Origin of the sequence: Candidatus Poriferisocius sp. (genome assembly GCF_965204015.1) — a bacterium.
Taxonomy (GTDB): domain Bacteria; phylum Actinomycetota; class Acidimicrobiia; order Acidimicrobiales; family Bin134; genus Poriferisocius.
In genome coordinates this window covers 2754351-2779366 of the sequence record NZ_OZ241965.1, presented here as the reverse complement: position 1 = coordinate 2779366, position 25016 = coordinate 2754351, and the positions used below count along the sequence as shown (strand labels likewise).

The 25016-nt window shown below is 67.8% G+C and carries 20 protein-coding genes; 9 read left to right on the top strand and 11 right to left on the bottom strand.

Going from position 1 to position 25016, the window contains the following annotated elements; genetic code table 11:
• Window positions 1-4 precede the first annotated feature (4 nt).
• Window positions 5-1024, top strand: coding sequence for an acyl-CoA dehydrogenase family protein (locus tag ACOGJC_RS12525; protein WP_419845332.1), 1020 nt, complete (start codon window positions 5-7; stop codon window positions 1022-1024).
• Here the strand turns inward: ACOGJC_RS12525 and ACOGJC_RS12520 are convergent.
• Genes ACOGJC_RS12520 through ACOGJC_RS12500 form a run of 5 tightly spaced genes read right to left on the bottom strand, consistent with a single transcriptional unit; the run spans window position 1021 to window position 6993 of the window.
• Window positions 1021-2220 carry an MFS transporter gene (locus ACOGJC_RS12520; protein ID WP_419845331.1) on the bottom strand — a complete coding sequence of 400 codons (1200 nt, stop codon included), beginning with the start codon at window positions 2218-2220 and terminating at the stop codon, window positions 1021-1023. The two genes, ACOGJC_RS12525 and ACOGJC_RS12520, sit on opposite strands and share 4 nt — an antisense overlap.
• A gap of 34 nt (window positions 2221-2254) precedes the next feature.
• Window positions 2255-3211, bottom strand: coding sequence for an ABC transporter permease (locus ACOGJC_RS12515; protein WP_419845330.1), 957 nt, complete (start codon window positions 3209-3211; stop codon window positions 2255-2257).
• 34 nt (window positions 3212-3245) lie between these two features.
• Window positions 3246-4358, bottom strand: coding sequence for an ABC transporter permease (locus ACOGJC_RS12510; RefSeq protein WP_419845329.1), 1113 nt, complete (start codon window positions 4356-4358; stop codon window positions 3246-3248).
• The gene (locus ACOGJC_RS12505) at window positions 4355-5872 is read right to left on the bottom strand and encodes an ABC transporter ATP-binding protein (protein ID WP_419845328.1); all 1518 of its coding nucleotides are present in this window, start codon (window positions 5870-5872) and stop codon (window positions 4355-4357) included. Before ACOGJC_RS12505 ends, ACOGJC_RS12510 begins: the two co-directional genes overlap by 4 nt.
• Window positions 5873-5901: 29 nt before the next feature.
• Window positions 5902-6993, bottom strand: a complete 1092-nt coding sequence (locus tag ACOGJC_RS12500; protein WP_419845327.1) for a BMP family ABC transporter substrate-binding protein — start codon at window positions 6991-6993, stop codon at window positions 5902-5904.
• Window positions 6994-7111: 118 nt separating this feature from the next.
• Here ACOGJC_RS12500 and ACOGJC_RS12495 point away from each other — a divergent pair, with 118 nt between their 5' ends.
• From ACOGJC_RS12495 to ACOGJC_RS12485, 3 genes are all read left to right on the top strand, one after another.
• Window positions 7112-8605 carry a pyridoxal-phosphate dependent enzyme gene (locus ACOGJC_RS12495; RefSeq protein ID WP_419845326.1) on the top strand — a complete coding sequence of 498 codons (1494 nt, stop codon included), beginning with the start codon at window positions 7112-7114 and terminating at the stop codon, window positions 8603-8605.
• Window positions 8606-8840: 235 nt separating this feature from the next.
• Complete coding sequence (locus ACOGJC_RS12490; RefSeq protein WP_419845325.1) at window positions 8841-9938, top strand: PLP-dependent lyase/thiolase; 1098 nt, start codon at window positions 8841-8843, stop codon at window positions 9936-9938.
• Complete coding sequence (locus ACOGJC_RS12485; protein WP_419845324.1) at window positions 9935-11233, top strand: 8-oxoguanine deaminase; 1299 nt, start codon at window positions 9935-9937, stop codon at window positions 11231-11233. The genes ACOGJC_RS12490 and ACOGJC_RS12485 overlap by 4 nt, the downstream gene beginning before the upstream one ends.
• Here ACOGJC_RS12485 and ACOGJC_RS12480 read toward each other — a convergent pair.
• Genes ACOGJC_RS12480 through ACOGJC_RS12455 form a run of 6 tightly spaced genes read right to left on the bottom strand, consistent with a single transcriptional unit; the run spans window position 11230 to window position 19730 of the window.
• Window positions 11230-12690 carry an acyl-CoA carboxylase subunit beta gene (locus ACOGJC_RS12480; RefSeq protein WP_419845323.1) on the bottom strand — a complete coding sequence of 487 codons (1461 nt, stop codon included), beginning with the start codon at window positions 12688-12690 and terminating at the stop codon, window positions 11230-11232. The genes ACOGJC_RS12485 and ACOGJC_RS12480 overlap by 4 nt on opposite strands.
• A 10-nt stretch (window positions 12691-12700) precedes the next feature.
• On the bottom strand, window positions 12701-13702 hold the full coding sequence (locus ACOGJC_RS12475; protein WP_419845322.1) for an LLM class flavin-dependent oxidoreductase: 1002 nt from the start codon (window positions 13700-13702) through the stop codon (window positions 12701-12703).
• Window positions 13699-14751: an amidohydrolase family protein gene (locus ACOGJC_RS12470; RefSeq protein WP_419845321.1), complete on the bottom strand. Its 1053-nt coding sequence runs from the start codon at window positions 14749-14751 to the stop codon at window positions 13699-13701. The genes ACOGJC_RS12475 and ACOGJC_RS12470 overlap by 4 nt, the downstream gene beginning before the upstream one ends.
• A gap of 40 nt (window positions 14752-14791) precedes the next feature.
• On the bottom strand, window positions 14792-17347 hold the full coding sequence (locus ACOGJC_RS12465) for a molybdopterin cofactor-binding domain-containing protein (protein WP_419845320.1): 2556 nt from the start codon (window positions 17345-17347) through the stop codon (window positions 14792-14794).
• Window positions 17348-17349: 2 nt separating this feature from the next.
• Window positions 17350-18411, bottom strand: a complete 1062-nt coding sequence (locus tag ACOGJC_RS12460) for an N-carbamoyl-D-amino-acid hydrolase (RefSeq protein ID WP_419845319.1) — start codon at window positions 18409-18411, stop codon at window positions 17350-17352.
• Window positions 18408-19730, bottom strand: coding sequence for a Zn-dependent hydrolase (locus ACOGJC_RS12455; RefSeq protein ID WP_419845318.1), 1323 nt, complete (start codon window positions 19728-19730; stop codon window positions 18408-18410). Before ACOGJC_RS12455 ends, ACOGJC_RS12460 begins: the two co-directional genes overlap by 4 nt.
• A gap of 159 nt (window positions 19731-19889) precedes the next feature.
• Between ACOGJC_RS12455 and ACOGJC_RS12450 the strand changes: the two genes are divergently transcribed.
• The 5 genes from ACOGJC_RS12450 (at window position 19890) to ACOGJC_RS12430 (ending at window position 24960) form a co-directional block, all read left to right on the top strand.
• Complete coding sequence (locus tag ACOGJC_RS12450; RefSeq protein WP_419845317.1) at window positions 19890-20756, top strand: FAD binding domain-containing protein; 867 nt, start codon at window positions 19890-19892, stop codon at window positions 20754-20756.
• A complete protein-coding gene (locus tag ACOGJC_RS12445; protein WP_419845316.1) occupies window positions 20749-21231 on the top strand; it encodes a (2Fe-2S)-binding protein in 483 nt (160 codons plus the stop codon). The genes ACOGJC_RS12450 and ACOGJC_RS12445 overlap by 8 nt, the downstream gene beginning before the upstream one ends.
• A 77-nt stretch (window positions 21232-21308) precedes the next feature.
• Window positions 21309-23561 carry a xanthine dehydrogenase subunit D gene (gene pucD / locus ACOGJC_RS12440; RefSeq protein ID WP_419848235.1) on the top strand — a complete coding sequence of 751 codons (2253 nt, stop codon included), beginning with the start codon at window positions 21309-21311 and terminating at the stop codon, window positions 23559-23561.
• Window positions 23562-23575: 14 nt separating this feature from the next.
• The gene (locus ACOGJC_RS12435; RefSeq protein ID WP_419845315.1) at window positions 23576-23848 is read left to right on the top strand and encodes a hypothetical protein; all 273 of its coding nucleotides are present in this window, start codon (window positions 23576-23578) and stop codon (window positions 23846-23848) included.
• A 98-nt stretch (window positions 23849-23946) separates the two neighbouring features.
• Window positions 23947-24960: a nucleotide kinase domain-containing protein gene (locus tag ACOGJC_RS12430; protein WP_419845314.1), complete on the top strand. Its 1014-nt coding sequence runs from the start codon at window positions 23947-23949 to the stop codon at window positions 24958-24960.
• Window positions 24961-25016 lie beyond the last annotated feature (56 nt).

The following is a 25016-nucleotide window of genomic DNA, read 5'->3' as shown; positions in this document are numbered from 1 at the left end:
CAGCATGAGCACCGAGAGTCCGAGTCTGCTGACGCTGAAGCTCCCCAAAGAGCTCGGCGGCCTCGAAGCCGACCTGCGTTCCCAGTTCCTGACCACCGAGACCGCCAGTCGCGCCGACGGGTCAGCCGGGTGGAACGAGACTTTCACAACCACTTCTGCGGCCATCGCCGCCGCCCGCTTGCCCCAAGATGGATTCAACGAAGTAGCGGCCAGCGCCACTGGAGGGGCAGCCTGGCCGCCGTTCACCGGCACGTTCCCACTGTCAGGTAGAGCTGCACCGGCCCCCGACGGCGTGGTGTTGACCGGGCGATGGGGATTCGGCTCCGGCATTGTCGAAGCCGCCTGGGTGGTGGCCGGTTGCACCACCGAGTCGGGGCCGCGGTGGGCGGTGATCCCGGTGGAGCAGGTGACCGTACACGACACCTGGCAGGTCAGCGGCCTAGAGGAGACCTTGAGCCACGACTACAGCGTTGAAGAGGTATTCGTACCCCACAGTCGTATGTTCGACCTGTCCCAGCCACCGCCTCGAGGCGGCATCCTGCACCGGTTGCCTATGTACGCCTTGATCACTCCCGACCACTGCGGGGTGAGCCTGGGCATCGCCCGGCGGGCGCTGGATGAGATCGCCATCGCCGCGGCGGGCAAAAACCGCCTCACCAGCGCGGCCCCCCTCGATGAGCGACCGGCGTTTCAGCGCGACCTCGGCCAGGCCGACACCAGGCTGCGTGCCGCCCGGGCCCTGGTACTGGAAGTGCTGGACGAGATTTGGGCGGCGGGAGTGGCGGATCAGCCAGTGCAGGACGAACTGGTGCAACGGGCTCGTGCGGCTGCCACCCATGCCGCTGACATCGCCGTGGAAGTGGCGTCGATGGCCTACCGCCGGGGCGGCGGATCAGTCCTCTACGAAGACCATCCCCTGAACCAGTGCTTCCGAGACGCCCACGCCGCCACCCAGCACGTCCACGTGACCGACGAGATGTTCGAGCTGGTCGGCACAACGATGCTCGAGGGCACCACCAATTAGGAACTGGCGGGCGCTGCTTGACTGGGTGGGCGACTCGCCGGACCCATCAGTTCTGCACCCAGCGCAATCGCCCCCGCCAATGCCACCACCATGATCACCGACGAACCGGTGAACAGCGCCTCAGGTCCCCAGACGTCGTATACCGAGCCGGCGGCAAACGCAGCCAACCCTGAGACGATCAAGCCGACTGCTCCATATATTCCCTGAGCAGCGGCAGCATGTTCGGTGGGAGCCGACATGGCCACCGCTAATTGCCCTGCTGGCATGGTGAATGCATCGAACATGGCGTGAGCCGCTGACACTGCGATGAGCACCCACAGGAACTCCACGTAGCCGTACACAAGCATGCAGGCCACCGCCCCCATGATGGTGAACGCCATGACCCGGATGGGACCCCGCCGCTGGGCATACCTGCCGCCAATGGGGGCCAAAGGGATCATCGGTAGGGCGAACAAGCTGATCGACAGGGCAATGATGAGCGTGCTGGCCCCCAGATCATCGAGCAGCACTGCCCACGAGGCTTCAAACACACCGATGGTGGTGTAGAAGGCGATGCCGGCCAAGATCCCGGCCCACACCGATCGGCTGGTCAGCAACTGCCACATGGGGCCCTGAACTCGGGCCGTTCCGCCTGACGACAAGTCCAATCCCAGGGTCCACACATAGACCACGACAAATAGGGCAGCCAAGAATAGGAAAGGAGCTCGCAGGTTGATGAGCTCCGCGAACGCCGCCGCGGCCACCGGACCGAGCACAAAGCCGCTGACATCGAAGGCCCCCATCGCGCCGAGGTTGCTGCCCATATTCGTCGGGTCTCGGGTAATGAGAATGCGGCGAATGGCCGGAGCTACCGCCCCAGTTCCGGCGCCGAGGAAGAAGCGAGCCGCCATGAACTGCCAGGCCTGATCGGCTGCCGCCATACCCAGCATGGACACGATGGCCACAATCATCCCAATGTGAATCAGACTTCGGACGTGGCCTCGATCGGCAAGCCATGACAACCCGACTTGGGCCATGAAACCGGCGAAGAAACCCACCCCGGCAATGAACCCCAGCTCGGTCTCGCTGAAGCCGAACTTCTCCCGGAACTCGGCCAGCAGGGTGAACACCGACCCGTAGCCCATGGACAGGGCGCCGGTGACCACGAAATAGGGCAAGAACTGGCGCGCCGAACCCAGGGTGGTGTTCACAGCCATCGGGGAACCCTACTCCCCGCTGGTGTCGATTGACTCAGCGCTCTTCCCGGCGGTAGGGAAGGCCCAAGGCAGCCGGAGCCGGTGAGGGCCGATGACGATAGCGCCAGCTGATGATCACCAACACCACCACGGTGAGCACGAAGGGAAGGATGCCGAGCAGCGCCGGGGAGATCCGGTTGACCTCCACTCCCAGCAGCTCGATGTCGAAGGACTGCAAGCGAGGTTGCAGGGCCAGCGTGAAGCCGAACAACAGCGCGCCCAAGGCCAGGCGTCCCGGCCGCCAAGCCCCGAAGATCACCAGGGCCACCGCGATCCATCCCCGGCCAGCCACCATGCCCTCGGTCCAGCCCGGGGCCATATACAGCGAGAGGAACGCCCCAGCCGCTCCGGCAAACGCTCCGCCGACCATGACCGCCCCCGACCGCAGCGCCACTACCGAATGCCCGGCGGTGTCGGTGGTGGGCGCCGACTCCCCCGCGGCCCGCACGGCCAAGCCCAGCCGGGTGCGGGCCAGCACGAACCACACCGCAAGGCCGAGCAGCACAGCGAGGTACACCACCGGCGGCTGGTCGAAGAAGATCTCGCCGAACCAGCGGATGTCGGCCAGCCCGGCAATGCCCAGGTCGGTGAACTGGGTTTCGGGCCGCTCCCCAACCACGTTGCGCCCCACATAGGCGGCCAACCCCAGTCCGCCGATGGTGAGGGCCAAACCCGACACCACCTGGTCGGCCCCCAGCACCACGCTCACCAGGGCGTGGAACCCGCCCACCAGGGCGCCCACCCCAGCCGCGGCGAAGAACGCGGCCCACGGACTGCCGGTTTCCAGCCCGACCATGAACCCGCTCACCGCGCCCATGGCCATCATCCCCTCGACCCCGAGATTGAGCACCCCGGCCCGCTCCGCGATCAGCTCGCCCAGCGCAGCCAAGAACACCAGCGTGGCGAACTGCACGGTGGCCACAAACAGCCCGACCAAGGCCGCTTCAGACACTAGAGACCTTCCCTGGAGGAATCGGCTTCAAACATCAGGCGCCTTCCACCGCTGTTCCGGGTTCCCCTGATTCCGCGGTCGCCGAATCTCCAGAAAGCCCGATCCAGCGAACCCGGTAGTTGAAGAACACCGCAGCCACCAGGGCGCCGAAGAGGATCATGGCCTGCAATATGTCGGAGATGGCCGCGCTGACCCCGAGGGTCTGGATGCTCTGGCCACCCACCTGCACCGCGCCGAACACGAAGGCCGCGGCCGCCACACCCGATGGGCGCATAAGGGCGAGGGCGGCCACGATGATGCCGGCAAAGCCGTAGCCGTTGGACAACCCTGATTCCAGTCGGGTGGCCGACCCCATGAGCTGCACTGCACCGGCCAAGCCTGCGGTGCCGCCCGACAGCAAGAGCGCAGCCAGGATCTTTCGGCGCAGGGAGATCCCGGCGTAGCGAGCGGTGTTGGGCGATGACCCGGCCAGACGCAGCTCATATCCCCATGCAGTGCGGGACACGGCCAGCCAGAACACGATCAGCAGTCCCAATGCAATGAGCGTCCCGATGTTGGCCCGGCCGAACAGCCCTGGGAGCGACGCCTGCTCCGGCACCGGCTCGATCACCGCGAACCCAAACGATTCGGGGTCTTTCCACGGGCCGGTCTCGAGCCACTCCACCACCCGGATGGCCACATAAACCAGCATCAGCGTGGTGATGATCTCGCTCACCCCCAGATGCGACCGGGCCAGCGCGGGACCGAGCATCAGCACCATGCCTCCGGCCACGCCGCACACCACCATCACCGCAATCAGCAGCGGGCCGGACAGACCGTCGGCCACCATGGCCACGCCGGCGGCGATGGTGGCACCGGCCATCATCTGACCCTCCGCTCCGATGTTCCACAATCCCATCGATCCGGCCACCGCGACGGCCAAACCGGTCAGTGCGAGCGGGGTGGCCCGCTCCAACGTGCGAGCCAACGAGTCGGTGCCCACGAACGCGGAGTCGAACATCCGCTCGTACACCTCAACCGGGCTGTGGCCGGAGGCCAGCAACAGAACCACCCCCAACAGCAGCGCCACCGCGATGCCCACCAAGAAGGCCACCGCCTGGGTAGCGGGGATCACCTGCTCCCGCCGGGCCAAGACCGGTCGAATCATGCCGACACCTGACCCGCCATCGCGGCACCCACCTCGCCCCTGGTGGTGGCGTCCGGGTCCAACTCGGCCACTACCCGGCCCTCATACATCACCAAGAGACGATCGGACAGGGCCAGCAGCTCGTCCAGATCCTCAGAGATCAACAACACCCCCACCCCGTCGGCCCGCTGGGCCACAAGGTGGCTTTGGATGGCTGCTACCCCCTGCACGTCCAATCCCCGAGTGGGCTGGGCCGCCACCAGCACCGATGGCTGCTCGGCCAGCTCCCGGCCCAGCAGCAACCGTTGGAGATTGCCCCCCGACAAACCGGCCACCGGATCGTGGAGTCGGCCCACCCGCACCCCGAACCTCTCCACCAAATCACGGCAGAAGTGAAGACACTGAGCCATCACCAGCATGAGGCCCCGCCGCTGGGAGCGATACGAGCGGACCACTGAGTTGTCCACCACCGACATCTTGGGGGCCAATCCAACCCCGAGGCGATCCTCGGGCACATAGGCCAAGCCGAGGCGATAGCGGGCACCGGGCGGAATCCGGGTGATGTCCTTCTGGTTAAGCTCCACCCGACCCCCGGTAGGCGATCGCAGCCCCGCGATGGTCTCGGCCAACTCCTTTTGGCCGTTGCCCGACACCCCGGCGATGCCCACGATCTCCCCTGACCGCACCGTGAGGCTTATGTCGGAGAGTGCAGGCAAGCCCCGGTCGCTGAGGGCGTTGACGCCCTCCAGCACCAATGCCTCACTGCCGGTCTTGATGGGCGGTGGGCGATCCACATACCCGCCCTCTGATGACCCCACCATCAACTCGGCCAGCGCGGCCCGATCCACCGTCTCCAAATCATCCACGGTGGCCACCGTCTTGCCCAGGCGCAAAACGGTGGCCTCATCGCAAAACGCCACCACCTCGTCCAGCTTGTGGCTGATGTAGATGACCGACCGGCCGTCGTCGGCCATCGCCCGCAGCGTGGCCCCCAACTCCGCGGCCTCGCCAGGGGTGAGCACCGCGGTGGGCTCGTCCATGACCAGAACCGATGCGTCCCTCCACAGGGCCTTGAGGATCTCCACCCGCTGGCGCTCGCCCATCGAGAGCTGCCACACCGGACGGCCGGGGTCGGCGGCCATGCCGTAGGCCGCCGAGAGCTCGGCCACCCGGTTCTCGATCTCCGCGCTCCGAAGCAGCCGGGGAGCGGCGCCCAGCACGATGTTCTCGGCCACCGTCAGAGTGGGAACGAGCCTGAACTCCTGGTACACCATGCCCACGCCCGCGGCGATGGCGTCAGCCGGCGACTGGAAGTGGCGCCGCTCGCCATTGACCCACACCTCGCCTCCGTCGGGCCGGTACACCCCGGCCAGCACGTTGACCAGGGTGGTCTTGCCCGCACCGTTCTCACCCAGCAGCGCGTGAATAGTGCCAGGGCGAACCCGCAGGTCGGCCCCGGCACAGGCGATCACTCCGGGGAATCGCTTCTCGATTCCCCGGAGCCAGACCGCATGGTCAGCATCATTTGATGCCATTTCTTTTTCCGGGGGGCTCCCGGCTTAGGTCACGGCGAGGCGTTGCCGACGACACCCTCGACGAAGAAGCTCATGCCCAGCATTGAGCCGTCGTCCATCGTCTCGCCCGCGGCCACGACCACGTTGCCATCCTGGTCCCTGATCTCGCCGGTGAACACGTCCCAGGAGCCATTGGTCAGCTGAGCAGCCACCTCGTCGATCTCCGCAGCGACATCGGCGGGCACGTCGTCGGCCAGCGGAGCGAGGGCGACGATGCCGTCGTCCATCCCGCCCCAGTAGGCGCCTGGCGTGTAGTCGTCCGAAGCCACTGCCTCGATGATCTGGGCGTAGTACGGGCCCCAGTTCCACACCGGTGCGGTGATGAACGCATCAGGGGCGAAGGCGCTCATGTCGGAGTTGTACGACACCCAGCGGGCGCCGGCCTCTTGAGCGGCCAGACCCGGTGCCGTGGAGTCCTGGTGCATGGCGATCACGTCGGCGCCGGCCTCGATCAAGGCCGCCGCGCTGTCGCCCTCAACCGCGGGGTCGAACCAGGTGAACGTCCAGGTGACGTGGACTTCCACGTCGGGGTTCACCCGCTGCGCCCCCAGTGTGAAGGCGTTGATGCCCCGCAGAACCTCGGGGATCGGGAACGCGGCCACATAACCGATCTGGTTGGCCTCGGTGATCGCACCCGCGGCCATGCCCGACAGGTAGCGGGGCTGGTACATGCGGCCGAAGTAGTTGCCGAAGTTGGTGTCGTTCATCTTGTACCCGCTGGCGTGCTCGAACACCACGTCGGGATATTCACCGGCCAACTCCAGCATCGGGTCCATGTAGCCGAAGGAGGTGGCGAAGATGACGTCGGCATCCTCGTTCTCGATGAAGTCCACCACTACCGCGCGGAAGTCCTCAGCGACTTCAGGGACGCTCTCCACAAACAGCGTGGTCGCCCCAGTCTGCGCCTCGGCAAACTGGCGACCCTGGTCATGGGCCCACGTCCAGCCTGCGTCACCCGGCGGGCCCACATAGACGAACGCGGCGACCACTTCGTCGTCGCCGTCGTCGTCGCCGCACCCCGCTGCGACCAACGCAATTGTCGCCGTCACCACTAGCAGCTTCAGCAAAAACTTCTTTGCCATCATTCCCTCCTTGGGTCGGCCCTAATAGCTAGCCCCAAGAGGGTAGCCTGTAACGCTCAGGTGGTCGCGAGAAACTTGACTGCCGATTCATCACAACGTCGATTCGACAGGTTGGCCCGTGACCACATTCGACAGCATTCCCGAGGGTTTCGGCCTCGAAACCGAAGTAGTCAACACCACTGCGCGCGATCGAGCGGTCGAGCGATGCCGCCAAGTGGGCATCCGACTGCCGACCTTCGCGGAGCTGGCTGATCCGCCGGCGGCTGATTCCGCCTTGGCGGGGGTCGACCCCGACGCCGCCGACGCGGCCAACTTGTGGCGGGTGAACTGGTACAACGACGCATCCCGGGCGGGGCGGGCCGCGGTGCCCGAGTACGTGGTGATCCCGTCGGCGCTTTCGGGGGTGGAGTCGCCCATAATCATGCTGCTGGGCAACCGGTTCCCCATGATCGGGGCCCACAAAGTGCTGGCCGCCTACTCCTGCCTCGCCCCTCGCCTGGTGACCGGGCAGTTCGACCCCACCGAGAACCGGGCGGTGTGGCCCTCTACTGGCAACTACGCCCGCGGTGGCATCGCCATCTCCAAGATCATGGGCTGTCGGGGGGTGGCCGTGCTTCCCGAGGGCATGTCGGCTGAGCGGTTCGAATGGCTGGACCGCTGGACGTCGGACCCCTCCGATGTGATCCGCACCCCTGGCTCGGAGAGCAACGTGAAGGAGATCTACGACGCTTGCGCCGCGCTGGCCGAAGACGAGGCCAACGTGATCCTCAACCAGTTCTGTGAATACGGCAACCACCTGGGCCACGTGACCGCCACCGCTGCCGCGGTGGAGAGGGTGTTCGAGCATTACACCGACGGGCATTCCTCGGCTCGGCTGGCCGGGTTCGTGGCCGCCTCGGGCTCCGCCGGGACGCTGGGAGCGGGCGACCCCCTCAAAGAGCGCCACGGGTCGGCCACCGCAGTGGTGGAGGCGCTGGAGTGCCCCACGCTGCTGTACAACGGCTACGGCGAGCACAACATCCAGGGCATCGGCGACAAGCACGTCCCGCTGATCCACAACGTGACCAATACCGACGTGGTGGTGGCGGTGTCGGATCAGGCCACCGACGAATTGGGCGTGTTGTTCGCCTCGCCGGAGGGGCGGTCGCTGCTGGCCCAGCGAGGGGTGGACGACGACGTGATCGCCAACCTGGACAACCTGGGGCTGTCGTCCATCTGCAACATGCTGGCCTCGGCCAAGATGGCCGCTGCGTTGGGCTGCGGGCCCGACGACGTGATCGTGACCATTGCTACCGACGGGGCTGCTCTTTATGGCTCCGAGCGGGACAAGACCGTGGCCACTGCCTTTGGGGGCGAATTCGGGGCGGCTGAGGCTGCAACTGTGGCTGGCCGGTGGCTTAACGGGGTGGACACCGACCACCTGCTTCAGCTCAGTGACCGCGACCGGGATCGGGTGTTCAACCTGGGGTACTTCACTTGGGTGGAGCAGCAAGGGGTGGACTTGGCCCACTTCGATGCCCGGCGGGATCAGGCGTTTTGGGTGGCGCTTCGGGATCTGGTGCCGGTTTGGGACGAGCTGATCGCTGATTTCAACGCCCGTACTGGGGTTTAATGCTCTGTTTGCCTTCCGGTCGGGCCGTGGCAGGGGCCGGGCTGCGGGTCCTGTCACCTACGGCGGCATGGCCGTCGGAGCGGCCACGTCCGCCTGCGGCGCCACCCACAGCCCTGGGAGGGCGCTGATGAGCCCACCACCCCTGGTTTGTTCTTGTGGGGCGGTCGCGGATGCTGGCTCGTGGGCTTGTGGGAGAAGGGGGGGTGATGATCAAGATCATGTGCTGGCTTTGCCGGTGCCGGATTGGTCGGTGGACGAGAGCAGCCAGCAGCCGTTTGTTCGTTATCGGCGGATGCTGCGGTCTTGGGTTGAGGCCGACGATGACGCTTGGTTTGTGGATGAGGTGGGGCGGCTCGATGCTGCGGTGGCTGGGGTTGACGGGCACGGCTTTGTGGTCACGCCCTGTTCAGAGTCTCTGATCGGTGGGCGGTCCATCACCGTTAAGGACGAGACCGACAATGTGTCGGGGTCGCACAAGGCTCGGCACACGTTTGGGCTGATGTTGCATTTGTTGGTGCGGGAGCGTCGGGACGGGGGGGCTGGGGAGCGGCCTCCGTTGGCTATCGCCTCTTGTGGCAATGCTGCGGTGGCTGCTGCGGTGGTGGCTGCTGCTGAGCGGTGGCCGATCACTGTTTATGTGCCTGTGGATGCTGAGCCCGCCGTGGTGGCTCGACTACGAGAGCTGGGGGCGAGAATCGAGTCCTGTCCCCGGATTGATGGCGAGGAGGGCGACCCTTCCTACCTTCGCTTTCGGGAGGCGGTCAGCGCGGGCGCGGTTCCTTTTGGCTGCCAGGGGCCGGACAACGGCTACACCATCGACGGGGGGCGCACCCTGGGCTATGAGCTGGCTGAGCAGGCTCCGGACATCGATCGGGTGTATGTGCAGGTGGGCGGGGGGGCGCTGGCGTCGTCGGTGGCTCAGGGACTGGCCATCGGGCAGTCGCGGGCCGCTCTGGTGGCGGTGCAGACCGAGGGGTGTGCTCCGCTGGCTCGGGCGTGGGAACGAACTGCCGAGCTGGGTGGGCTGGATGAAGCTCGGCGGCAGCGCTCGGCGGTCATGTGGCCGTGGACGCCGACCCCCGCCTCAGCAGCCGCCGGGATTCTTGATGACGAGACTTACGACTGGGCCGCGGTAACCGAGGCCATGTTGACCACTGGCGGCCACCCCGTCGTGGTTCCCGAACCGGTGGTCACCGAGGCCTGCGAGGCTGGTCGGTCAGCCACCGGCATCAACGTCAGCCCTACCGGTTCGGCCGGATTGGCAGGCCTCCTTTGTGACGATCCGCCCGCCGAGGCCAAACCGGCAGTGCTCTTTACTGGGGCGCAGCGATGACCACCCGCACGGTGTTGCGAGGCGCCCGCTGGCCCGGGGACATCGCTATCGCCGATGGCGTCATCGTGGAGACGGGCACCGTCGAATCCCAACCCGACGATGCTGTCGTGAATGTGGACGGCGACATCATCACCGCCGGGCTGGCCAACACCCATCATCACCTCTACCAATGGATGACCCGGGGTCGGGCGGTGGGCTGTGATCTGTTCAACTGGCTGGTGGAGCTGTACCCGGTATGGGGACGGCTGTCGGTGGACGACGTGGCCGCCGCCGCGCTAGTCGGGTTGGGCGAGCTGGCCGCCACCGGCTGCACCTCCGCCTCCGACCACCACTACCTGGTGCCCCACGGAGACGACGCGGTGTTCGACGCCATCGTCGACGCCGCGGCCACCGTGGGCATCCGGCTGCACCTCAGCCGGGGCTCTATGGACTTGGGCGAATCCCAGGGGGGGCTTCCTCCCGATCATGTGGTGGAAGACCTGGACTCCATAATGGCTTCCACCGAGCGGGTGATTGCCCAACACCACGATGGCGACATGGTGCATGTGGTGGTGGCGCCGTGCAGCCCGTTTTCGGTCAGCTCTGAGCTGATGGAAGCGTCGGCTGCTTTGGCCCGACAACACGGCCTGCGACTCCACACCCACCTGTGCGAGACCATCGATGAGCAAGAGCACTGCCTGGAGCGGTTCGGCCGCCGGCCGGTGGAGCAGCTCGACGAATGGGGCTGGGTGGGCGACGACGTTTGGCTGGCCCACGGCATCTGGTTCAACGACGAGGAAATAGCCCGACTGGGTGCTGCCGGGGTGGGCGTGGCCCACTGCCCCTCATCCAACGCCCGTTTGGCCGCCGGCACCTGCCGAGTGACCGACCTGGAAGCCGCCGGTGTGCCGGTGGGCCTCGGGGTAGACGGGGTGGCGTCCAACGAGGTGGGTGGACTGTTCCCCGAGCTGCACCAGTCGCTTTATGCCGCCCGCCTGCGGGCCATGGACCCCAGCGCCTTCATGCCCGCCGACGCAATCCGCCTGGGCACCTCTGGCGGAGCGGCCTGCTTGGGGGTATCCGACCGCCTAGGCCAGATCGAACCGGGCATGACTGCCGATCTCGCGGTGTGGCCTGGCGACGACATCGCGGATGTTGTCGATCCCCTGGCCGGGCTGGTGCTCGGCCCCGACCGCCGGGTCCGCCACCTCTACGTCGGCGGCAACCCCGTGGTCCAAGACGGCCAGTTGCTGGGCTGCGACCTCGCCGCCGCCCACGCCGACCTCGCCCAGCGAGCCCGCCGCCTCTGGGACTAGCGGTTCTCGGCTAGTTGAAGGGCACCGAGGATGGCGTTGCGCATGTCTCGGGGGTCGATCACGTCGTCGCTGCCGAGGCGGCCGGCGAGGCGGTAGGGACCAGAGCGCTGCTCGCGTTCTACTTGGGCTTGGGTTTCGGCGTCGAGCTTGGCTGAGCGGCCGCCGGCATCGGCGGGCATGGCGGCCATGTTCACGCTGGGCAGGGAGAACGACTGGGTCTGGTTGTCGAACGGGTTCTGGGCCATCACCACCGAGCCGAAGCCGAACGCCTTGCGCATGGTGATCTCGATCTTGGGGTTGGAGAGGCGGCGCTCGGCCTTGTACATCTTGCCGCCCCACTTCAAGATGCCCTCCCGCTCGGCCTTGGTACCGGCCATCACCCCGGGGTTGTCGGCCAAAAACACCACCGGGTGGTCGTAGTTGCCGATCACCTCCAGGAAGTCGGTGGCCTTGATGGCCGCCGCCGCATCCACCGAGCCGGCCAGGTAGGCCGGGTTGTTGGCCACGATCATGGTGGGACGCCCCCCGAAGCGGGCCAAGCCGATGATGATGGCCGGGCCGTAGGCGGGCTGGATCTCGAAGAAGCTGTCGTCGTCCACGATGTGGTCGATCACCTGATGCATGTCGTAGGGGCGGCGGTCGTTGGGAGGGATTATGTCGAGCAGTTCCTCCACCACCCGGGGCTCGGTGTCGGGGCCGCTGCTGCGGGGCGACGGCTGACCGGCCCTCTGGGGGAAGTACGACAGATAGAGGCGGGCCATGTCGATGGCTTCCTCGTCGTCGAGCGCCTCGTTGTGGGCCGAGCCCGCGATGCGGGTACACACGTCGGCGCCGCCCAGCTCCTCTTTGGTCACGTCCTCGCCGGTGGCCGCCTTCACCAGCGGCGGACCGCCGGTGAACATGGAGGCATACGACGTCATGATCACGAAGTCGCTGAGAGGGGCGGCCAGCGCGCCGTGGCCCGCGGAGGCCCCCATCACCAAACACACCATGGGGACCTGCCCGTTCAGATCGGCGTAGGCCTGGAGGTCGCCGGGTGAGCGGCTGCCCCCGGTGTCGGTGAGCCGGTGGCCGGCCCCCTCCAGCATGGTCACCAGCGGGAGGCCCTCCTGGGCGGCCAGCTCGGCCACCCGGTAGCGCTTGGCGGTGTTGCCCGCGCCGATGGAGCCACCCAGCACGGTGAAGTCCTCGGCCCCGGCCAGCACCGTGCGGCCGTCGATGCGGCCGTAGCCACACACGAAGCCGTCGGAGGGGATGTCTTCCAGGGTGCCCACCAGCAGGCCGATCTCCCGAAAGGTGCCGGGGTCGAACAGCCGGTCGACGCGCTGGCGCACGTCCAGCTTGCCCCGCGAGTGCATGTACTTCTCCACCCGCTCCGGGCCGCCCATGGCCGTGCCCTCAGTGCGCCGGCGGTCGAGCTCCTCCAGCCAGGGCTTCCACTCCTCCCGGTTGTTCATGCCGGCGAGCTTATGCGGGAGAGAAGGCGTCGATCATGGCCCGCACGTCGGGGCCCAGGGGGTAGAGGATGGGACAGGTTGCCCCGTTGGCCACGTACTCGTCCACCTTTTCCCGGCATTCATCGGCGGTGCCCGCCGCGCACAGCATCTGCACGATGTCGTCGGGCACCAGCTTGGAGGCCGCCTCCACCTGCTCCATGGTGGCGGGCCAGGTGAGCACGGCGTTCACCTGATCCAGCAGCGAGTCGGGCACCCCGGAGGCCGCCATGATGTGGGGCTGCTGGCCCAGATACTGGGTCACCAGCAGGCGGGCGGCGTCCAGCGCCTCGCCCCGGTCCTCGGCCAGCGAGCACACCACGAGCTGCGGGCGATCCAGGTCGTCCACCGTTCGCCCGGCTCGGGCCGCGCCCTCGGCCAGGGCGTCCATGGCCCGGCGGTTGTAGTCGGGCGACACCAGGTAGTTGAGCACCACGCCATCGGCGATCTCGCCAGTGAGCGCCATCATCTTCATGCCAGTGGCCCCGATGTAGATGGGCACGTCTTTGGGGCGGCGGGGTTGATGCACGTAGTCGAGCTCCACGTCTTCGAGGTGCACGTAGTCGCCGTCGAAGGTCACGTTCTCGTCGGCCAACAGCGCCCGCACCACGGTGACCACCTCCCGCATGGCCCCCAGCGGGCGGCGGCGGTCCACGCCCACCTTGCTGGCCAGCGGATCCCACCACGCCCCGAGGCCGCACAGGATGCGCCCCGGCGCCAGGTCGTCGAGGGTGGAGAACGTGGCGGCCAGGCGGGCCGGGTTGCGGGTCCACATGTCGAGCACCCCGCTGCCGACTTTGATGGTGTCGGTGGAGGCGGCGAAGGCGGCCATGGGCACGGTGGCCTCCCGCACCAGCCGGGAGTCGGCCTGCCACACGGCCTCGAACCCCTTCTGCTCGGCGTATTGCACGTACTCGATGGCCTCGGACACCGAGTGGGCGTCTTGCAGGTAGAGGGCCACGGGATATGAGCTCATGGGTCGATCTCCTCCAATTTGGCGAACAGTCGATCAGCGGCCTCGGCGGCTTTGGCCCGGATCTCGTCGGGGTCCACCCGGGTGGCCACCCCTTGGGCCAGCAGCGTCTCCCCGTCTACCACCACGTCGACAGCCCGCACGCCGGGGGTGAACGCCAGCCGCCACGGGTCGATGGGGTCATAGCTCCAGCTGACGGTGTCGGAGCGGGCCTCGGGGAACAGCTCCCAGCCGTGGGCCAGCCACTCCCACGCGGTGTCGGGGGTGGCGGTCACGTCGTTCTCCCGGTGGCGGGCGTAGGCCACCCGGAACTCCTCGAGCATGTCGGCCCCGATGCCATCGGTGCCCAGCGCGATGGGGTTGTCGAACCGGATCGGCCGGGCATAGCCCACCGCGTTGTTCATATTGGACCGGGGGTTGTGTACCAGGGTGCCCTTGAGCTGGTGGCCATCGGGCAGATGCACGCCGTGGATCAACAGCCATTCGTCGGTGCTCAACTGGGCCAGCCGCTCGGCGGCCGGGGCGTCCACCGGGCCCTCGGCCACGTGGATGTGGACCCCGGTGCCCAAATCGGCAGCCAGGCCGGCGGCGGCCTCCAGGGTGTCGTCGGTGCAGGTGAAGGCGGCGTGCACCCCGACCATGCCCCGGCCCCCGGCCCGCAGAAACTGCTCGTTCTCGGCCAGGCCCCGCCGGGCGCCGTCGGCGCCGTGGCGGTCGGTCACCCCGTAGGCACAGTTGATCCGCACCCCCACCTCGGCGCAGGCATCGGCGATCACCTGAAGCGAGCCCTCGATGGAGTTGGGCGACTCGTGGTGGTCGACGATGGCGGTGCAGCCCGCCTCCAGCGCCTCCAGGGCCCCCAGCTTGGCCGACCACTCGATGATGTTCAGGTCGAGCGCCCGGTCGAGTCGCCACCAGATCAGCTCCAAGATGTCGGTGAAGCCGGTGGGAGTGCGGGGCGGGGCGGGCATACCCCGGGCCAGGGCGGAATACAGGTGATGGTGGGCGCAGACCAGCCCGGGCGTCGTGCCGGTGGGGTGCCCAGTGTCCATCAGGAGTGAAGGATAAGCCGCTTTGCCGGGACGGGTTCGCTCACTCCCCCATGGGAAGGCTGCTGTGCCACGTTCCGCTGTGGGCCCGCAGCGCGGCGGCCACCGCCCCGGCGGTGGGCACCAGGCCGATCTCCCCCACGCCCTTGATGCCGTAGGGGGCACCGGGCTGGGGCGACTCCACCAGGATCACGTCCACCGGGGGCATGTCCTTGGGCCGCAGGATGCCCAGCGACTTGAGGGTCATGTTGGTGGGCCAGCCGTTCTCATCGGCGGGGAAGTCCTCGGTGAGGGCATAGCCCAGGCCCATGTGGACGGCCCCCTCGATCTGGCCCTCGCACAGCAGCGGGTTCACGGCCTTGCCCACGTCGTGGGCGGCCACCACCTTCTCCACCGCGCCCTCGTCATCGAGCACCACCATCTGGGCGGCGTAGCCGAAGGTGGAGTGGATGATGGGGTTCTCCACCCCGTCGGACAGCTTGTTGGTCCAGTCCACCCGGTACTCGCCGAAGTAGTCCACGCCCGGCTGGCACCCGTCGGCCAGCGCGGCCTGGCAGGCGTCGGCCACCGATCCGGCGCCCATCAGCGTGCCCCGGCTGCCGGTGGTCTGGCCCGCGCCCAGCTCATAGGTGGTGTCCACCACCACCCGCACCCGATCAGCGCTCACGCCCAGCTCGGTTACCGCCACCTGCTGGGCCACGGTGTGGATGCCCTGGCCCATCTCGGTCCAGCAGTGGCGCACCTCCACCTGGCCGCCCTCGTGGTAGTCGTGGTCGAAGCGCACCACCGCCTTGGCGATCTCCTTGAAGCCGTTGCCCAGCCCGGAGTTCTTGAGGCCAAGCCCCAAGCCCACAGATTTGCCGGCGGCCCGAGCCTCGTCCCAGGCCGGTTTCACTGCTTCCAGGCAGGCGCGTGCCCCCAGCGAGCCGTCGTCCATGATCTGGCCCGGCCCCCAGATGGCGCCGGGGGAAACCGCGTTGCGCGACCGCATCTCCCAGCCGTCGATGCCCACCGCCTCGGCCAGGCGGTCCATCACGCCCTCCATGGCGAACTGGGCCTGGTTGGCCCCGAAGCCCCTAAAGGCCCCGCACACCGGGTTGTTGGTGCGGGCGGCCACCGCCTCCACGTCGATGTTGGGCAGCGTGTAGGGGCCGCTGGCATGGCCCGCCGCCCGCTCCAGCACCTTCATGCCCACCGAGGCATACGGGCCGGAGTCGCCCACCATCCGGGCTTTCAGCGCGGTGAGCTTGCCGTCGGCGTCGCAGCCGGCCCACACCTCGATGCGGATGGGATGGCGCTTGGGATGCATCCGCAGCGACTCCTCCCGAGAAACCGTGCACAGCACCGGGCGGCCCAACAGCCAGGCGGCCAGCGCGGTTTGGGCCTGGTTGGCCATGTCTTCTTTGCCGCCGAACGCCCCGCCGTTGCTCACCAGCTCCACGGTGATCTTCTGGGGGTCGATCCCCAGCACCGAGGCCATCTGGTCGCGGTCGTCCCACACCCCCTGGCCGCCGGAGTACACGTGCAGGCCGCCGTCGTCGGTGGGCACCGCCAGGGTGGACTCGGGCTCCAAGAAGGCGTGCTCGATGCGCTGGGTTTGGAACACCTCGTGGATGGTGTGGGCGCTGGCCGCCAACGCGGCGTCCACGTCGCCCCGGGCGTACACCGAGCGCGACAGCACATTGCCGTCGAGCTCCCACACCGCGTCGTCGCAGCCGTTGGTCACCGCGGCCACCGGGTCGGTGATCGGGGTGTGTACCTCATAGGTCACCTGTATGGCCTCGGCGGCTCGGCGGGCGGTGGCCCGGTCTTCGGCCACCACGATGGCCAGCACGTCGCCCACATAGGAGGTGCGGCCTCCCTCGGGGATGAACACCGGCCAGTCGGTGTGGATGATCCCCACCCGCATCTCGCCGGGCACATCGGCGCCGGTGAACACCGCGGCCACGCCGTCGATGGCCTCGGCCGCTGAGGTGTCGATACGCACGATGTCGGCCCGGGCGTGCTCCGACAGGTGCAGCGCGGCGTGCAGCAGCCCCTCGGGGCGCAGGTCGTCGATGTAGTCGCGGTCGCCCAAGGCCAACTCCCGGGCCTCGTACTTGATGCCCCGGCTGCCCACGCCGCCGGGCACCTCGGCCTCGGGCATCTCGCCCTGGGCCAGCGCCTCCACCGCATCGAGGATCTTGGTGTAGCCGGTGCAGCGGCACAGGTGGCCGCCCAGGTGCCGGGAGGCCTCCTCGCGGGTCAGCTCCGAGCCCTTGCGGTCCACCAGCGACTTCGTCCGAATGAGAATGCCCGGAGTGCAGAACCCGCACTGAAGCGCCCCGCAGGCGGCGAACACGTCGGCCATGCGGTTGCGCTCCTCGTCCGACACCCCTTCCAGGGTCAGCACCTCGCAGCCGGCCGAGCGCTCCAGCGACGTCTGGCAGGCCACGCGGGCGCGCCCGTCCACCAGCACGGCGCAGCAGCCGCACTGGCCGCTGGGCGAGCACCCGTCTTTGGGCGACATGATGCCCAGCTCGTCGCGCAGTGCGGCCAGCAGGTGCTCGTGATCGCCGGTGATGGTCACCGATTGACCGTTGATGGTGAGCGTTGTCATGGCTATTCCCCCTGGGTTGGGGGCGCCCCGCCGATGATCGGCGCCCCCTCTACGTATGGCTTTTGATAGATGACCGGCATCTCCTCGGATATCGACTTGTACATCTCCGGGCGGCGGTAGCGGCTGAAGTCGTAGAGCGTGTTCTTGTAGGCCGCGCACCAGTTGAGGTTGCAGGTGGCGGCCACCAGCTCGTCGCCGTCGGTGGCGGCCTGGGCCAGCACCTCGCCGGAGGGGCCGATGATGCAGCTCTCGGCCAGGCTCTCCACCCCCTCCTCCTCGCCTCCCTTGGCCACGCCCACCACGAACGTGCCGTTCTGGTAGGCGCCGGCCTGCATCACCAGGCGGCTGTGGAATCCGGCCAGGAAGTCCTGCGACGGATCGGGGTAGTAGTGGATAGGAGTGTTATAGCCGATCAGGATCATCTCCACGTCGGCCAGTCCCATCACCCGGTAGGTCTCGGGCCAGCGCCGGTCGTTGCACAGGGCCAGGCCGATCTCGCCCCGAAACGCCGTCCAGGTGCGGAAGGTCTCCTCGGCGGGCTCGAAATAGGCCCGCTCCAGGTGCTGGAAGGGGCGCTGGGGCTCGTGCTTCTCGTGGCCGGGGATGTGGACCTTGCGGAATTTGGCCACCTCATGGCCCTCGCCGTCCACCAGCAGATAGGTGTTGTAGCGGTGGCCGTCGGGGGTGAGCTCGGCGTAGCCCAGACAGAAGCCGATCCCCAGGCGGGCGGCCTCGTCGAACAGCGGCTTGACCTCCGGCGAAGGCATCTCGGTCTCATAGAAGCTGTTCAGCTCGTCGACGTCGTCGATCCACCACCGGGGGAAGAACGTGGTGAGGGCCATCTCGGGGTACACCACCAGCTCGCAGCCCTGCTTGTGGCCCTCATGGAGCAGCGCCAGCAGCCGCTCCACCACCTCGGCCCGGGTCTCGTCGCGGGCGATGGGCCCGAGCTGGGCCGCGCCCACGGTGATCTCGCGCAGGTTGCTGGAGAGGCGCGACACCCGCTCATCGGCGGGGTCGGCCTCCAGATGGGTGGTGAGCGTTTTGTCGTTGTTGGCGCTCATGCCGTTGCCCCCGCGGTTTCTTCGGCGGTGGCCCCCGAGGTGGCCCCCGAGGTGGCCTGCACTTCGGAGGCCTCGGCGATCTCGGCCAGCTCCAGCATCACCCGCAGCATCACGTTGGCCCCGGCTTCCAGGTGCTCGGGCTCGGTGTGCTCGAACGGGTTGTGGCTGATGCCCTCCCAGGAGGGGACGAACACCATCGAGGTGGGGCACACCGGGGCGAACATCTGGGCGTCGTGGCCCGCCCCCGAGCACAGCCGGCGGTGGCTGAAGCCCAGCTCGGCGGCGGCCTTCTCCACCAGGCGGATCATGTCGGGGTCGAACTCCACCGGGGCGAACCGGGCCAGCCGCCGAGAGGTGATCCCGGTGCCCGACTCGGCGGCCAGCTCCTCCAGGAAGGCGGCCAGGCGGTTCTCGGCCTCGGTCAACAGATCGTCGTCGGTGTTGCGCATGTCCACGGTGAGCACCGCATCGGACGCCACCACATTCACCAGGTTGGGGTGCAGCTCCACCCGCCCCACGGTGCACACCTGCGGGGGGCCGAACTCGGTGGCCAGCTCGTGGACGAACACCGCGATGCGGGTGGCCACCCATCCGGCGTCGTGGCGCATGTCCATGGGGGTGGTGCCGGCGTGGTTCGACTGGCCGGCCACGGTGATCTCGGTCCAGCTGATGCCCTGCACCCCGGTGACCGCGCCGATCACGATGTCTTCGGTGTCGAGAATCGGGCCCTGCTCGATGTGCAATTCGACAAAAGCATGGGGCGCAGGCGACGGGCACGGCGCCGGGCCCCGGTAGCCGATGCGGTCGAGCTCCTCGCCCACCACCGCGCCGTCGGTGCCCACGATGTCGAGCGCCTCCTCCAGGGGCATCTCGCCGGTGTACACCAGGCTGCCCAGCATGTCGGGCGGGAACCGGGAGCCCTCCTCATCGGTGAAGAACCCCACCGCCAGGGGGCGGCGGGTGGTGATGCCGGCCCGCTGCACCGCCTCCACCACCTGCAAGCCGGCCAAAACGCCCAGGTTGCCGTCGTAGCGCCCGCCGGTGCGCACGGTGTCGATGTGGCTGCCGCACATCACCGGCGGCCCCGGCTCGGCCCCGGCCAGGGTGCCCACCACGTTGCCGATGCCGTCGATGCTGATCTCCATGCCCAGGTCCCGCATCCAGGTGACCACGAGGTCGCGGCCGTCCCGATCCTCGTCGGTCAAAGCCAGTCGGCAGGCACCGTCGGTGCCCTCGATCTCGCCTATCGAGGCCAAAGCGGCCAGGCGGTCGCTCAGGCCCTGACCATCGACGCTGATATCAGTAGCCACAGAAGTCATATTTTGCCAGAGATTTCGCCAGCGGGGTACCCCGCAATTGCCAACTCTCCTTACGAGAAAGGCGTTTAGCGAATAGATTTTACCTGCTGTGAGTTTCAACCGATTGCGTGCCCGGTGCGGTTTCCGCCCTGCCTCAGAGGCCCAGCAGAGGGCGCTGCGATGAGCGACGTGGTGGTGGCCCGGAGCCTCGATGAGGCGCAAGAGGCCTTGGCCAGCCATCCCGACGCCACTGTGCTGGCCGGGGGCACCGATCTCATGGTGGAGATCAATCGGGGACTGCGCCGTCCCCGCCATGTGGTGGGCGTGTCCCAGGTGCCCGAGCTGCGCCGCTGGAGCGTGGCCGACAACCGGGTGGTGGTGGGCGCCGGGGTCACCTACACCGAGATGATGACCACGGCGCTGGCCGACGCCGCCCCCGCCCTGGCCCAGGCCGCCCGCACGGTGGGATCGCCGCCCATCCGCAACGCCGGAACCCTGGGGGGCAACCTGGGCACCGCCTCGCCAGCGGGCGACACGCTGCCGGTGCTGGCCGCCCTCAACGCCGAGATCGTGGTGACCGGCCCCGACGGGGAGCGGCGGATGGGTTTGGACGACTTCGTGGTCGGGGTGAAGCAAACGAGTCTGCGCCCCGGCGAGCTGATCGTGGCCGCCGAGCTCGATCGCCCGAGAGGGCGCCAGGAGTTCTTGAAGATCGGCCCCCGCAACGCCATGGTGATCTCCATGGCCGGGCTGGCCCTGGTGGCCGACCACGATGCCCGCACCGTGCGCTGCGCGCTGGGCGCGGTGGCCGCCGGCATCCCCCGGGCCCGAGAGGCCGAGGCCTGGGTGGCCGAGCGGATCGACTGGGACAACGGCGCCGCGGTAAGCGATGCCGTGGCCGACGAATTCGGCCAACGGGTGGCCGCCGCCTCCTCCCCCATCGACGACCATCGCTCCACCGCCGCCTACCGACGCCACGCGGTGGCGGTGCTGGCCACCCGAGCTCTGAAGCGGGCCTTCGCTGAAGGAGGCAACGGCGATGCCTGATCCCTATTCGCTGCGGGTGAACGGGGTGGACTGCGAGGTGGCCGACTCCGATTTAGCCGAGAGCCTTTTGTTCGTGCTCCGGGAACGCCTCGGGCTCACCGGCACCAAAAACGCCTGCACCGAGGGCGAGTGCAGCTCGTGCGCGGTGCTGATCGACGGCGTGCTCACCTGCTCGTGTCTGGTGCTGGCCGCCACCGCCGCGGGCCAGGAGATCACCACCGTGGAGGGCCTGGGCGACGGGCGCGACGAATTGTCGGTGGTGCAAGAGGCGTTCGTACACGAGGGCGCAGTGCAGTGCGGCTTCTGCACGCCGGGGCTGATCGTGGCCGTCCACGACCTATTGGAGGCCAACCCCGAGCCCAGCGACGGCGACGTGCGAGAAGCCCTGTCGGGCAACCTCTGCCGCTGCACCGGCTACGGCCGCATCCTGGCCGCCGTCCACTCCGCCGCCACCACCAAGCGGAGCGGGCCGTGACCGCTGAGCCAGTCACCACCACAGGGGCAGCCAACACCGCCGCGGGCAGCTCAGCGGGCGCAGCCGGGGCCGACACCATCGTCGACGCCGGCACCCGAGGGGTGGGCGCCGATGTGGGCCGCCCCGACGGGGTGCCCAAGGTGCAGGGCCGGTTCGCCTTCTCGTCCGATTTGTGGGCCGACGACTTCTTGTGGGGCCACACCCTGCGCTCACCCCACGCCTCGGCCCGCATCCTGGGCATCGACATAGGCCCAGCGCTGGCCACCGCCGGGGTCCACGCCGTGCTGCTGGCAAGCGACGTGCCCGGTCGGCTCACCTACGGGCTCGAGCACCCCGACCAGCCGGTGCTGGCCGACGGGCAGGTTCGCTATGTGGGCGAGCCGGTGGCGGTGGTAGCCGCCGACCACCCCGACGTGGCCCGCCGGGCCGCCGAGGCCATCGTGGTCAACTACGAGGTAACCGACCCCCTCACCGACCCCGAGGCCGCTCCCACCGCGGCGCCCATCCACCCCAACGGCAACGTCTTCCGGGAGATCAACATCCGCCACGGCGACCTGGACGCAACCGGCGAGGTGGTGGTGGAGGGCACCTATGAGGTGGGCATGCAGGATCAGGCCTTCATGGGCCCCGAGTCGGGCCTGGCCCTGCCCGATGACGACGGCGGCGTGGAGCTGTTCATCTCCACCCAGTGGCTGCACGTCGACCGGGAGCAGATCGCGGCGTGCCTGGGGATCGACGAGGAGCAGGTGCGCCTCACCCTGGCCGGGGTGGGCGGGGCGTTCGGCGCCCGTGAGGACCTGTCGTTGCAGATCCACCTGTGCCTTTTAGCCCTGCACACCGGCAAGCCGGTGAAGATGGTCTACAGCCGAGACGAGTCGTTCTTCGGCCATGTACACCGCCACCCGGCCAAGATGTGGTACCGCCACCACGCCGATGGCGACGGGCGGCTGGTGAAGGTGGAGGCCCGCATCGTGCTCGACGGCGGGGCCTATGCCTCCACCTCATCGGCGGTCATCGCCAACGCCTCCTGCTTCGCCGCCGGCCCCTACAAGGTGCCCGCCGCCCACATCGTGGGCTTGGCGGCCCGCACCAACAACCCGCCGTGCGGGGCCATGAGGGGCTTCGGCGCAGTGCAGACCTGCTTCGGCCACGAGTCGCAGATGGACAAGCTGGCCGCTGCGCTGGGCATGGACCCGGTGGAGCTGAGGCTGACCAACGCCCTGGACTCCGGCGACCGCCTGGTTACCGGACAGGTGATCACCGGCACGTTCCCAGTGGCCGAGGTGATCCGCCAGTGCGCCGGGGCCCCTGCCCCGGACATTCCCCCCAGCGACGATCGGCGCGACCTGCCGGGAGGCTCGGGCCGCACCACCGACGCCGCCGACACCGTGCGGGGAACGGGCTTCGCCGTGGGGTTCAAGAACCTGATGTTCTCCGAGGGCTACGACGACGACTCATCGGCGGCCTGCCGGGTGGCCGACGGGGTGGCCACCGTGACATGCGCGTGTGCCGAGGTGGGCCAGGGGTTCGTGACGCTGGCCCAGCAGATCGCCCGCACCGAGCTGGGGGTGGACGAGGTGATCCTGGCCCCGGCCCAAACCGCCACCATCGGCTCGGCCGGGTCGTCGTCGGCCAGCCGCCAAACCTGGATGTCGGGCGGGGCCGTGCAGGCCGCCTGCCGGGCCGTGCGCGACCAGATCCTGGCCGACGTAGCCGCCGACTGGGGAGTGTCCCCCGACGGCCTAGTGCTGCGCGACGGCCTGGTGGTGTCGCTAGACGGCCAACAAGAAGCACTGCTGGCCCAGATCACCGCCGGGGCCGGCTACGAAGCCGACGTGGAATACCACCACGCCCCCACCGAGGCGCTCGACGAGAACGGCCAAGGCAACGCCCACGTGTCATTCGCCTGCGCCGCCCACCGGGTGGTCGCCGACGTAGACCCCGACCTAGGCCTCGTGAGAATCCGCGACATCACCACCGCCCAAGACGTAGGCCGCATCCTCAACCCCACCCAAGCAGTAGGCCAGATCGAAGGCGGCACCGCCCAAGGCGTAGGCCTGGCCCTAATGGAAGAAATCGTGCTGGACAACGGCCTGGTCCGCAACGCATCCTTCACCGACTACGTGATCCCCACCACCCTCGACATGCCCGACGTAACCATCGCCGCCTGGGTAGAAGAACCCGAACCCAACGCCCCCTACGGCGCCAAAGGAATAGGCGAACCCCCCACCATCTCCTCCTCCGCCGCAGTAGCCGCCGCCGTAAGAGCTGCTACCGGCCTCCCCCTACCCAGAATCCCCATCCGCCCCGCCGACATCGCCCTAGCCTGAAACGAGGTTAAGCAATGACCAAGCAGTTGGAGTCCCGAATAGCCGCCCTCGAAGAGCGGGTCGCGCAGCTAGAGGAGCATTCCTCAGAGGTGAAAGTGATCGAGTTGCGCGAGGTCACCAAGGAGGAGGCCAGAGCCGAGATCATCGACATCTTCGCCACCGGCGAGACCCTCTACTACTCCGACATCGCCGACCGCTTGCGACTCGACCTCGAATTGGTTGTCGACATCTGCCATGAGCTGCAACAAGAAGGAGCCATCGGAGTCGAAGAGACAACGGGTAGCTAGCTCTCCCCCGCATCCCCATCCGCCCCGCCGACTTCGCCAAAACTCAAAATCTCGCGGAGATCGTTGACAGCGGGGGTCATTCGTGGGATGAAGTTCCCATGGAGGGGAATGGTGTGATCGAACTCGACGGGAGGCGGGTGCGGGTGACGGAGGTGTTCTGGTCGTATTGGCGGCTGGCGGCTGAGCGGCAGGCGATTTTCTTTCGCCGCGTGTCCGGAGAGGCTGGTCCGTGGACGAACGATCCCATTCTGGAGCGCTACAGGTTTACGAATGCGTATCGCGCGTCGGATCGAGTGAGCCAGTACCTGCTCCATCATGTGATCTACGACCAAGAGCGCGACACACTCGACACGATCCTGCGGGTTCTGCTGTTCAAGATCTTCAACCGGGTCGACACCTGGGAGCACTTGGTTGACCGCGTCGGGCAGCCCTCAGTGGTCGGCTTTAGCGCTGAGGGGTACGCGAAGGCACTAGACGAGCTTTTTGATCAAGACCGACGCGTGTATTCGGCAGCGTACATAATGCCGAATCCGCGGCTGGGCGAAGATCGCAAGCATCGCAACCACCTGTCTCTGGTCGAGATGCTGCTTCAGAACGGTGTGCTTGCTGACCTCGAAAAAGCCCGTTCGCTGAAGTGCCTATATGAGCGGCTCTGCGAGGTGCAGTCGTTCGGGCCGTTCTTGGCGTTTCAGTACGCCATAGACCTGAACTACTCACCGCACTTCGACCTTGACGAGATGGAGTTCGTTGTGGCGGGCCCGGGCGCTCTTCGGGGCATTGGCAAGTGCTTCGAGGACACCGGCGGGCTCGACGCTGCCGGGGTGATCGCGGCAATGGCGGGCTCGGCGTCAGACTTCTTCGAGACGACCCCGATGCCTACACCGTTTCAAGACCTGTGGGGTCGTTCCCTTCAACTCATTGACTGCCAGAACCTGTTCTGCGAAGTCGACAAGTACGCCCGGGTCGCTCACCCCGAGCACTCAGTGGGTGGGCCGGGCCGCATCAAACAGGTGTACCGGGTCGACCATGAGCCCCTAACGCTGGGCTACCCACCCAAGTGGGGCTTGCCGTTGTCCGCGCAGGCCCCGTCCTGTTTCGGGACCGCTAGCTAGGTCCGAATAACGGCAGTGAGACTTTATGCTTGACAGTAAATGTCAGATTATCTAAC

Excerpts from the sequence above, each read along its gene's own strand:
- ACOGJC_RS12525 (WP_419845332.1), top strand. The coding sequence starts at position 5 with ATGAGCACCGAGAGTCCGAGTCTGCTGACGCTGAAGCTCCCCAAAGAG.
- ACOGJC_RS12520 (WP_419845331.1), bottom strand. The coding sequence starts at position 2,220 with ATGGCTGTGAACACCACCCTGGGTTCGGCGCGCCAGTTCTTGCCCTAT.
- ACOGJC_RS12510 (WP_419845329.1), bottom strand. The coding sequence starts at position 4,358 with ATGATTCGACCGGTCTTGGCCCGGCGGGAGCAGGTGATCCCCGCTACC.
- ACOGJC_RS12505 (WP_419845328.1), bottom strand. The coding sequence starts at position 5,872 with ATGGCATCAAATGATGCTGACCATGCGGTCTGGCTCCGGGGAATCGAG.
- ACOGJC_RS12500 (WP_419845327.1), bottom strand. The coding sequence starts at position 6,993 with ATGGCAAAGAAGTTTTTGCTGAAGCTGCTAGTGGTGACGGCGACAATT.
- ACOGJC_RS12485 (WP_419845324.1), top strand. The coding sequence starts at position 9,935 with ATGACCACCCGCACGGTGTTGCGAGGCGCCCGCTGGCCCGGGGACATC.
- ACOGJC_RS12480 (WP_419845323.1), bottom strand. The coding sequence starts at position 12,690 with ATGAACAACCGGGAGGAGTGGAAGCCCTGGCTGGAGGAGCTCGACCGC.
- ACOGJC_RS12475 (WP_419845322.1), bottom strand. The coding sequence starts at position 13,702 with ATGAGCTCATATCCCGTGGCCCTCTACCTGCAAGACGCCCACTCGGTG.
- ACOGJC_RS12470 (WP_419845321.1), bottom strand. The coding sequence starts at position 14,751 with ATGGACACTGGGCACCCCACCGGCACGACGCCCGGGCTGGTCTGCGCC.
- ACOGJC_RS12465 (WP_419845320.1), bottom strand. The coding sequence starts at position 17,347 with ATGACAACGCTCACCATCAACGGTCAATCGGTGACCATCACCGGCGAT.
- ACOGJC_RS12460 (WP_419845319.1), bottom strand. The coding sequence starts at position 18,411 with ATGAGCGCCAACAACGACAAAACGCTCACCACCCATCTGGAGGCCGAC.
- ACOGJC_RS12455 (WP_419845318.1), bottom strand. The coding sequence starts at position 19,730 with ATGACTTCTGTGGCTACTGATATCAGCGTCGATGGTCAGGGCCTGAGC.
- ACOGJC_RS12450 (WP_419845317.1), top strand. The coding sequence starts at position 19,890 with ATGAGCGACGTGGTGGTGGCCCGGAGCCTCGATGAGGCGCAAGAGGCC.
- ACOGJC_RS12445 (WP_419845316.1), top strand. The coding sequence starts at position 20,749 with ATGCCTGATCCCTATTCGCTGCGGGTGAACGGGGTGGACTGCGAGGTG.
- ACOGJC_RS12435 (WP_419845315.1), top strand. The coding sequence starts at position 23,576 with ATGACCAAGCAGTTGGAGTCCCGAATAGCCGCCCTCGAAGAGCGGGTC.
- ACOGJC_RS12430 (WP_419845314.1), top strand. The coding sequence starts at position 23,947 with ATGGAGGGGAATGGTGTGATCGAACTCGACGGGAGGCGGGTGCGGGTG.